At 53.9% G+C, this 8605-nt stretch carries 7 protein-coding genes and 1 riboswitch; of the genes, 5 read left to right on the forward strand and 2 right to left on the reverse strand.

Annotated features, from left to right (window positions below; translation table 11 throughout):
• Nucleotides 1-474 precede the first annotated feature (474 nt).
• On the reverse strand, nucleotides 475-3549 hold the full coding sequence (locus ACR0KW_RS06075) for a peptidoglycan-binding domain-containing protein (RefSeq protein WP_480804200.1): 3075 nt from the start codon (nucleotides 3547-3549) through the stop codon (nucleotides 475-477).
• A 249-nt stretch (nucleotides 3550-3798) separates the two neighbouring features.
• On the opposite strand from ACR0KW_RS06075, the gene ACR0KW_RS06080 reads away from it, so the two are divergent.
• Nucleotides 3799-4095: a hypothetical protein gene (locus ACR0KW_RS06080; protein WP_480804201.1), complete on the forward strand. Its 297-nt coding sequence runs from the start codon at nucleotides 3799-3801 to the stop codon at nucleotides 4093-4095.
• Between the two features lie 4 nt (nucleotides 4096-4099).
• Nucleotides 4100-4669, forward strand: coding sequence for a hypothetical protein (locus ACR0KW_RS06085; RefSeq protein ID WP_480804202.1), 570 nt, complete (start codon nucleotides 4100-4102; stop codon nucleotides 4667-4669).
• Nucleotides 4670-4860: 191 nt separating this feature from the next.
• Here ACR0KW_RS06085 and ACR0KW_RS06090 read toward each other — a convergent pair whose 3' ends face one another.
• Nucleotides 4861-5817, reverse strand: coding sequence for an NAD(P)-dependent oxidoreductase (locus ACR0KW_RS06090; RefSeq protein ID WP_480804203.1), 957 nt, complete (start codon nucleotides 5815-5817; stop codon nucleotides 4861-4863).
• Nucleotides 5818-5920: 103 nt separating this feature from the next.
• Here ACR0KW_RS06090 and ACR0KW_RS06095 point away from each other — a divergent pair, with 103 nt between their 5' ends.
• The 3 genes from ACR0KW_RS06095 to cobW all read left to right on the forward strand — a co-directional run bounded on the left by ACR0KW_RS06095 (nucleotide 5921) and on the right by cobW (nucleotide 8604).
• Nucleotides 5921-6796, forward strand: coding sequence for a LysR substrate-binding domain-containing protein (locus tag ACR0KW_RS06095; RefSeq protein WP_480804204.1), 876 nt, complete (start codon nucleotides 5921-5923; stop codon nucleotides 6794-6796).
• 72 nt (nucleotides 6797-6868) lie between these two features.
• Nucleotides 6869-7077: riboswitch (cobalamin riboswitch) on the forward strand.
• Between the two features lie 94 nt (nucleotides 7078-7171).
• Nucleotides 7172-7552 carry a DUF1636 family protein gene (locus ACR0KW_RS06100; RefSeq protein ID WP_170325555.1) on the forward strand — a complete coding sequence of 127 codons (381 nt, stop codon included), beginning with the start codon at nucleotides 7172-7174 and terminating at the stop codon, nucleotides 7550-7552.
• A complete protein-coding gene (cobW, locus tag ACR0KW_RS06105) occupies nucleotides 7549-8604 on the forward strand; it encodes a cobalamin biosynthesis protein CobW (protein ID WP_480804205.1) in 1056 nt (351 codons plus the stop codon). Before ACR0KW_RS06100 ends, cobW begins: the two co-directional genes overlap by 4 nt.
• Nucleotide 8605: the final 1 nt, after the last annotated feature.

Here is an 8605-nt window from a genome sequence, read left to right on the forward strand (position 1 = left end):
GGTCAGCCAGAAAAGATCGCTCATGTTACCGCTCCGTTTGTGGAGCCGTGAATCACGCGGCGCGGCGGAATTCAATGCATCCTGACCCTAGACTTCTTGCGCTGAGTTGCCTTTGCAATCGCATCATCCAACTCACCAGCTTCCGTCGCTGCTTTCAACGTTTTCAGCGCGCCAGCGACATCTTTCAACGCTTTCACAAAGACTGCGTTTCCGCTGCCAATCGTCAGCGCCTTGTTTCCGTATTTGCACTGCACGTACCAGTCTAAAGAAACGATTTGCTGTAGCGGTTGCTGATGCGAAGCAGCAGCAAAGTACGGTGCAAAGAGGTCATCGTATTTAGGCTTTCAAGCACCACTGTCTGCCCGTGGCGCTTGAACCAGCCCCAACTTGCGCAGGGCTATCGCCTGCACTCGCTGTTACAGGCTGTGGCCTCCACCAATGCTGGCACAGGCTCTGGGCTTTTCTAAGATAAGGTTAATTGCGCTTGGGGTTGGAAAAACCCATGCGCGAACTTAAACAAAGCTGTTTAATTTCCTGTTCAAATGCAATGTCATCATGAATCGTGCCGCGAAATGCGCGTGACGCTGCCATCAGAAGATTCGACCTACTAATTTCATCTATTCTTGTATTTCTATTCCACATATCAAAGTTGTAAAGGTATTGTTCTTGTAGTCGCGCTGGGTCATTGACTAGGAGATTATTTTGTCGAGCCATTCCAGCAGCCCAATCACCTAGCTCTACGCAATCAACAATTAATATTCCTGATGATTGTCGCTTGCGCTCAGGCTGCGCAACCTCGAACCGTTTGCGTTCCGCCCGCTTCTCAGCAAGACGTTCCAGTTCCAAATATGCGCCCTCAAATCGCTCGAGATCCATTTTCCCTGATTTCAAACCAGAAAGGCAAAGTATCAGCGTGCGTTTGACTGCGCCAGGATCGCGCATCATCAGTTCCTTCAATTCTGAATTCACAAGGGGTGTAAAGCCGTCAAAGCCAGACTCGGCTACTTGGGAGTTGATGTGAACAAACAACGCTTTTGTGTCGATCTTCTTTTTTCCCAAAGCCTGCAACGCTTCGTTTGCTAGAGGCACCGCTGTCGGACACGTGTAAACCATTGTGAAGACTTTGGAATTTTTCGCAGCCAATTTACCACACGCAGAATTTTTTTGATCCTCGCAGCTACCTTTCAAATCTACGTCGCGCGGGAGTAGTTTCTCATGTTTCCTAACCAGATTCTCAAGTTCTGCCTGCTCAGCAGCCAACCATTCGTTTTCCGCTTCCTCCGCTGCAACTCGCTGTCCATCCGTTAATTCACTTTGGGAACCGCTGCACTCCCGCCAGCTTTCTTCAAACGAGGCGCTGCTATCTTGGCCGTGACACCAGCTCATTCCCTCCAACACCTGCCCTATCGAGCTACGAATTTCACACCAATCCAATGTCGCTTGCGCATTTCCGCTGTCACCACGACAACGCCCATTCGCTTGATGCCACTGAGCAACCAATTCTAACGCACCTGCATCACCTGGAGAAACTTCTGGCTCATTCCGTTCGTTAGAGAACTTTTTTTGAAGGTTGTCAGGCGCTGCGCAACTCTGCCACTCTGCTGAAAACCCGTCACCGCTGAAGACAACACCAAAGTTAGTTTTTCTAAACGAATATTTGGCGTTGTACTCACTTCCCTCAATCGCGCACTGCGCGTCAAATGCCACCTCTGAAGTGCCTTTATTTTCAGTTGGATTACTCAGAGTGCAGGCTTCCTCAATCAGAGTGAGCTTATTTCCGCGAATGCCAAGAGCACCACCGTCTTGGCCAACACTCTCACAATCCCAATGAGAAAATTCCGCTCCGCGCGGTCTATAGAGACCGTCAAAAATATTAGCCGCTGCCTCAACGGAGTTTCCATTTGCCGTCTGGCCCACCTCATCATTGAGCGAAGCGTCTATTGCACACGGCGGTAGGAAATATGCGATATGCTCCAAAGCCTCAGATGAGCCTAGAAGCGATATTGGCGGCAGATCAACACCATTGACTGTAATAACGACACTGTCGTTTTCCATGAAACGCTCAGCGAGCCAAACCCAACTTCCTGTCGCAGCGCGATGTGTGCCGAACGACAAACGAGCAGCGTACCCCTGTGCATTTGCAGTACCATAAGGATCTTCCAGTGTGCCTACGTACAGTTCAGCACCATAGCTTTCATCCCATTCTAAAGTCTGCCCCTCGTCGAAGGAAAAGGATAGCTCCTGCTTACCCTGCAAGGGAACAGGTGTGTCAAAGAACACTTCTAAGGTAGGTCCCAGAAAACCAACTTCTGGAGAAGCGCAGGTAAATGCAACGCTCTTGTCTGCAGACAGCGCGACCTGACCATCGAAATCGTTAAACCATGCAGCAGCAAGTTTCGGAGCTATAGCTTCTCGCTGTGCGAGGCGCTTCTGCTCTACTGTTTCCGCCTCAAGTTTTTCACGTTTTGTTTTCTCAATCACCACCTGCTTCAGCGCCTTGGGCTGTTCTGCCGCTGGATCAACATCTGTATTCGAATGTAGCTGCTGCTTTAGGTTCGCAATTTGTTGGCGCAGTTTAGCGTTTTCTAGTTCAAGCCTTAACCGTTCATTTTCTGCTGCAAGTTTTTCAAGAGGTTTGGCGTCTTCGCTGTCAGTTGGCTGTTTCGCTGCGGATATTCCCAAAGTTTCTCGTAGAGCGTTCGCTTGCGCTAGTTGTTGCTCTTGAATTTGCGACGCCAGTTTTTCTGTTTCACTTTGAGTCGATGTATCAGCGGCTGATTTATAAGCTCTGTTTCGCTTCGCCTCCGCTTGGGCGACGAGCTTTGCTAGCTCCTTGTCGTCCAAGATACCGTTATCTGGTCCAACAGTTACTCTCTCGAACGCTTTGATCGCTCGCCTAGTTTGAGGACCTGACAGACCGTCAATATCGCCATTGTAGTACCCAAGCTCTGAAAGCAGTGGTTGGATCACTGTTCTTAGTTTTTCGTTGCCGCCACTAGAAGCAACTCGCTGTGGTTTGGCTTTTGATGCCAGCTTGGGATTTGGGTTTGCGAACAACTCAAGCGTTTTGACAGAAATGTGGGCTTGGAAAGCTTCGTCAAAGCCTTTGGGTTTCACGGTAGCGATATTCCCAACTTTTGGCCGTGCGCTAAGTTGGACAGACGGACGGACGGTAAACGGAGAGTTTTTACCTGCTCCAAGTAGTTTGTTCACCGTGACACTGAACCTAAAGACCCCATCCTTATTGACGCGACCTTTGAAGTTAGAAAATACAGGACCAGCTAGAGCGTTATTGGCCTCCAGCTTCAAAAAACGAGCCTTGTTGTTTCGAACTTCTATCATTGCAGCTTGAATTAGGTTCGTTTTCCCAGGCCTGTAAGCTGGGTCATTTCGACCGCTCCAATAACTATCTATCCAAATACGGCTGATACGGACCTCGTAAATCCCATCAAATTGCGCTTCACTTGTCGCATTTTGGGCCAAAGCGACGGACAACTGAGCGAAGAGAAATAGCAAGGGTAGAACCAAGAGCTTTAAAACAGAATTCATCCTATAGTCCTAAAATACCAATGCATGGTCTTGTGCCCATCAAAGTCACCAAGAGGCCAAAGGCAACTGCGCCAATGTTGTTCCTGACACCTGCACGACTCGCACGCATCCGTGTTCCTTATGTTCATTTTCCACTCGCCAGCAATAAGCCGCGAATGCGAATGCATATAAGTGCCAAATTGGAACTTGCTAACACGAATAGTCAAGCCATAATATCCTGTACTCAATCCATAACCTCTTGGCTTAAATATGGCAGGCATTGAAAAATTAGCGCGTCTGAAGCAACTGCTCCTTGGTATGGAACGCGACATAGGCATAGATGATTTAAGTGCCGTGCAGAGAAACATCGTGTACGCAGCAGCGCTGCTGAGCGAAACTTCAAAAACGGTTGAGACGGAAGAACTGCGGCAACATGAATTGCTGAGTGGCGTATCGCGCAGCGCTTTTTTTCGAGCCTTACGGGAGCTTGTAGAGGCAGGGTATTTGCAACACACGCAGGGGCGACAACGATCATCGTATGTCGTGTCGAAAGAGCTAGGTAGCTGAGCAATTGAAAGCACTTAACACCCAAATCCTGCTGACACCGTTCCTTATTATTTCGCTTGCGCACTTACTCGCATTTGGAATCTCAATTTACATTCTACTCCCCCTACAAGCCCAGTACACGCCAGAGCTAGCACCCTATGCCAGTTTACTTTTCCTTCCACATGGCGTCCGCATATTGTCAGCATGGATGATGGGCTGGAAAGCTATTCCGTTATTCGCACCAACTGCCTTGCTAACGCACTGGATAAACTTTGGGGCCGCGGGTTTCACACTCGCGGGACTTGCAGGTGTATTCTCTGGAATAGTGTGTGCCGCGGTAACTTTTTGGGGGCTAGCAAAGTTTGGGTTGGACTTTCGAATAACGGCAAATCGTGCAGCAAATTGGCGAGATGTGATGGCCGCAGGTGCAATTGCCTCGGCAATCAATACCTTTGGAATGGGTTGGGCTTTTAGCCACAACACAGATACGTTGATTGGTTATTTCATTGGCGACGTAAGTGGATTGTTCGCATGTATGTTTGTCCTCATGCTGGCTTTTAAGATCGCGCGCGAAGCGGAAGAAAAAGCCAGCTAAATCAGTTATATGCGGAAAAACTTAATCGTACACAAAACGGAACACAAGCGAACTTGATCAACATATAACATTGAATTTCTTTAGTTATTTTGGGTGTCGATCTCTTGCAAATCCGTGTATACTGACTCGATTGCGGCACTCGCCTCCACTCCACCACATTGGCAACTGAATACTATGCGCCACTTGGCGTGTCATTCTGCTCGTCGGCCTTGCGGGATGACTTCGTAGCCCGGCTCTTCAGGTTCGTCGTCCAGCATCTCGGGCGGGAAGCCGGGGGCGGTGATGTCCAGGCCAGTGGCCTCTTCCAACCGCTTGATAATGTTCGGGGACAGCTCACGCTCGCCGAAACGAGCGATGCCGTCGTTAAATATCTTGATCATCACCGGGTTGATTTCCAGCGGCACTCCGGCACGGTCGGCGACGTCCTGAAACAGACCAATATCCTTTTTCACAAGATCCATCGTGAAAGAGATATCGCGCGATCCGTTCAGGATGACCTGACTCTCGGTTTCATGCACGAAGGACGTGCCGGATGAAATCTTGATCGCCTCATAGGTGGTGTTGAGGTCCATGCCGGCGGCTTTGGCAGTCACCAACGCCTCAGCGCAGGTGATCAGGTTGGCGGTGGCCAGATAGTTGGTCAGCACCTTCAGAACCGAGGCTGTGCCCAGTTCCCCGGTATGCAGCACACGGCGGCCCATCGTGGTCAGAAACGGCAAAATCCGCTCGAAGGTTGCACGGTCGCAGCCGGCAAAGATCGAAATATTGCCGGTCGCCGCCCGGTGGCACCCACCGGACACGGGGCAATCGACGGCGGCGCCGCCGCGTTCGATCACCATCGCACCCAGACGTTTGACCTCGGCCTCGTCGGTGGTCGACATCTCCATCCAGATTTTGCCCGGGCCGACCTCAGGCAGCATCTGCTGCATCACGGCATTCGAGGCGGCGGGGGACGGCAGACAAGTGATGACCGCATCGCAATCCCGCATCATCTGCGCCGGGTTTTCGGCTGCTTTGGCGCCTTGGGCCACAAATTCTGCCACCAGATCGGGGTTGAGGTCATGAACAGTCAGATCAATTCCGTTGCGCAGCAGCGAGCCGGACAGCTTCCCACCGACATTTCCCAATCCGATAAATCCGACTTTCATATTACCCTCCCGAAGGTCGCTGTTTGCGCCGAGTAAACCTGTTGCCTGCCGGAAACAAAAATGAATAATAAAGCTAGTTATGGGCAAAATTTTTTGGTGATAGATGGATCGCCTTCCAAACCCCGCATGGCTACGCAGTTTTGAATCCGCCGCGCGCCATCTGAATTTCACCACAACCGCGCAAGAGCTTGGCCTGACGCAGACAGCGGTTTCGCTGCATATTCGGTCCCTCGAGGCCGAGCTGGGGCAAAAGCTGTTCACCCGAAATGCACGGCGACTGGAGTTGACCGAGCTGGGGCAGTCCTATTCGCTGACGGTGCGGCGAGCGTTGTCAGATATCGCGCTGTCTACCAACAGCCTGTTTGGCCCGGCCTCACGTCAGACCCTGACGATCCGGGCTGCGATTTCGACGGCGACCTACTGGGTGGCCGCTGAACTGCCAGACTTCTCTGCCCGGCATCCGGATATCCCTGTCCGTCTGGTCTCGCACATCTGGAACGACAGTGGGACGCCCGGCGATGTGGATGTGGAAATCCGGTTGGGTTATGGCGACTGGCCGGGGGTGCGGTCCGAAAAACTTACCGATGAAAGGCTGGTTCCAGTCTGCCGCGCCGGGGACGGCTCGCCAATACTGAACAACGGTCCGCTGATTCACATCCTCGGGTACGAGGACAACTGGGCGCGGTATTTTCAGGCCAACGGCACTGCGCCCCCCGACCAGCCACCTCGACATTCGGTGGATACGACAGTGGCGGCGCTGCAACTCGTGATGGCCGGTGCGGGATATGCAACGATCCTGGAGCGGTTCGCAGTAAACGCAATCCGGCAGGGCGCGCCGATTGCGATTGCAGGTCCGGCGATTCCCTTTGCCCAATCCCATTACCTGGTCAGCGCCCAGAGGGCTGCGCAGCCAACGGCGGCAGCGGGATTGTTTTGCGCCTGGTTGCGGGATCGGCTGGCAACCGATGCCGCTGATTGACATAGGCTGGTCGCTTTTCCGTCCTTGGGCGTTTCCTTCCATGTCTCACGCTTGACAACCCCCCTGCCCGTGCCGCATGTCGCTTGCGTTGGTGTCCATCCCCGGATGGATGAAAAGGGAATGCGTCAGCGGTTATCCGTCAAACGCAGCCGCCCCCGCGACCGTGACCGGAGAGGGTGCCCAAAGCCACTGGCCCAAAAGGCCGGGAAGGCGGGACATCCGACAGAGGCCCGCCTCTGACATCCGCAAGCCGGGAGACCTGCCAGCACCCGAAGATGAAACCGGGCGGGGTGTTCCGGTGTCGGGTCCATGTCGCAACACGTGGCCCGCATGAAACCCCGTCCCCCGCAATGAGGATTTGGGGGGATGAGAGACATGACCGTGACCGCACCAGTCGAGCTGCTGGTCTGTACCACGTGCCGCCGCGGCCTGCCCGTCGAGGACGACGCGCAACGGCCCGGAACCTTGCTTCACAAAGCATTGGAACAGGCGGATCTGCCCGAGGGCATCACGCTGAAAGCCGTGGAATGCCTGTCGAACTGTGACGAAGGCTGTTCCATCGTGCTGCGCGGTGGTCCGGGTCGTTGGACCTTTGTCTACGAACACCTCAACGAAAACGACCATGTCGAAACCATTGTCGAAGGTGCCACCAAGTACCTCGCGACTGAGGACGGCTTGGTCAAATGGCGCGAGCGCCCCGAACATTTCCGCAAAAACTGTGCGGCCCGTATTCCCCCGATTGGAGCCCTGAAATGAGCAACCTCGAGAAACTCCCCGTTACTGTGATCACCGGCTTTCTGGGTTCGGGCAAGACCACTCTGGTCAAGCACCTGATGCAGAACCCGCAGGGCAAGCGTCTGGCCGTGGTCGTCAACGAATTTGGCGATGTGGGCGTAGACGGCGACATCCTGAAATCCTGCGCCATCCCGGATTGCCCGGCAGAAAACATCATGGAGCTGGCAAACGGCTGCATATGCTGCACCGTGGCAGATGATTTCATTCCGACCATCGAGGCACTGATGGCGCTGGAGCCGCGCCCGGATCACATCCTGATCGAAACCTCCGGCCTCGCCCTGCCCAAGCCGCTGCTGAAAGCGTTCGACTGGCCGGATATCCGGTCAAAGATCACCGTGGATGGCGTGATCGCTCTGGCCGATGCCGAGGCCGTCGCCGCAGGTCGTTTTGCCCCCAATGTCGAGGCCGTTGACGCCCAGCGCCTGGCCGATGACTCGATCGACCACGAAACACCCCTGTCCGAGGTGTTCGAAGACCAGATCTCCTGCGCCGACATCATCCTGCTGACCAAGCCCGATCTGGCTGGTCCCGAAGGTGTGGCCAAAGCCAAGGAAATCATCGCCGCCGAGGCCCCACGCCCCCTGCCCATGGTCGAGGTTGCTGAAGGCGCCGTGGACGTGCGGGTCGTTCTGGGTCTGGAAGCCGCAGCCGAGGATGACATGGATGCGCGCCCCTCGCATCACGACGGCCACCACGATCACGAGCATGACGATTTCGAAAGCATCATCGTCGAGCTGCCGGAACAGACCGATCCCGCCGATCTAGTCGCCAAGATCGAACGTCTGGCCAATGAGCTGAACATCCTGCGCGTCAAAGGCTATGCCGCCGTCGAAGGCAAACCGATGCGTCTGCTCGTGCAGGCTGTTGGCGCCCGTGTCCGTCACCAATATGACCGTCCGTGGGAGCCCGGTGAAGAGCGCCGCTCGCGTCTGGTGGTCATCGCCGAGCATGACGACATCAAAGAAGCCGCAATCCGCGATATCCTCGTGGGTGTGACCGAGGCTGCCGAGTAAG

This window comes from Ruegeria sp. CG11 (assembly GCF_056537245.1).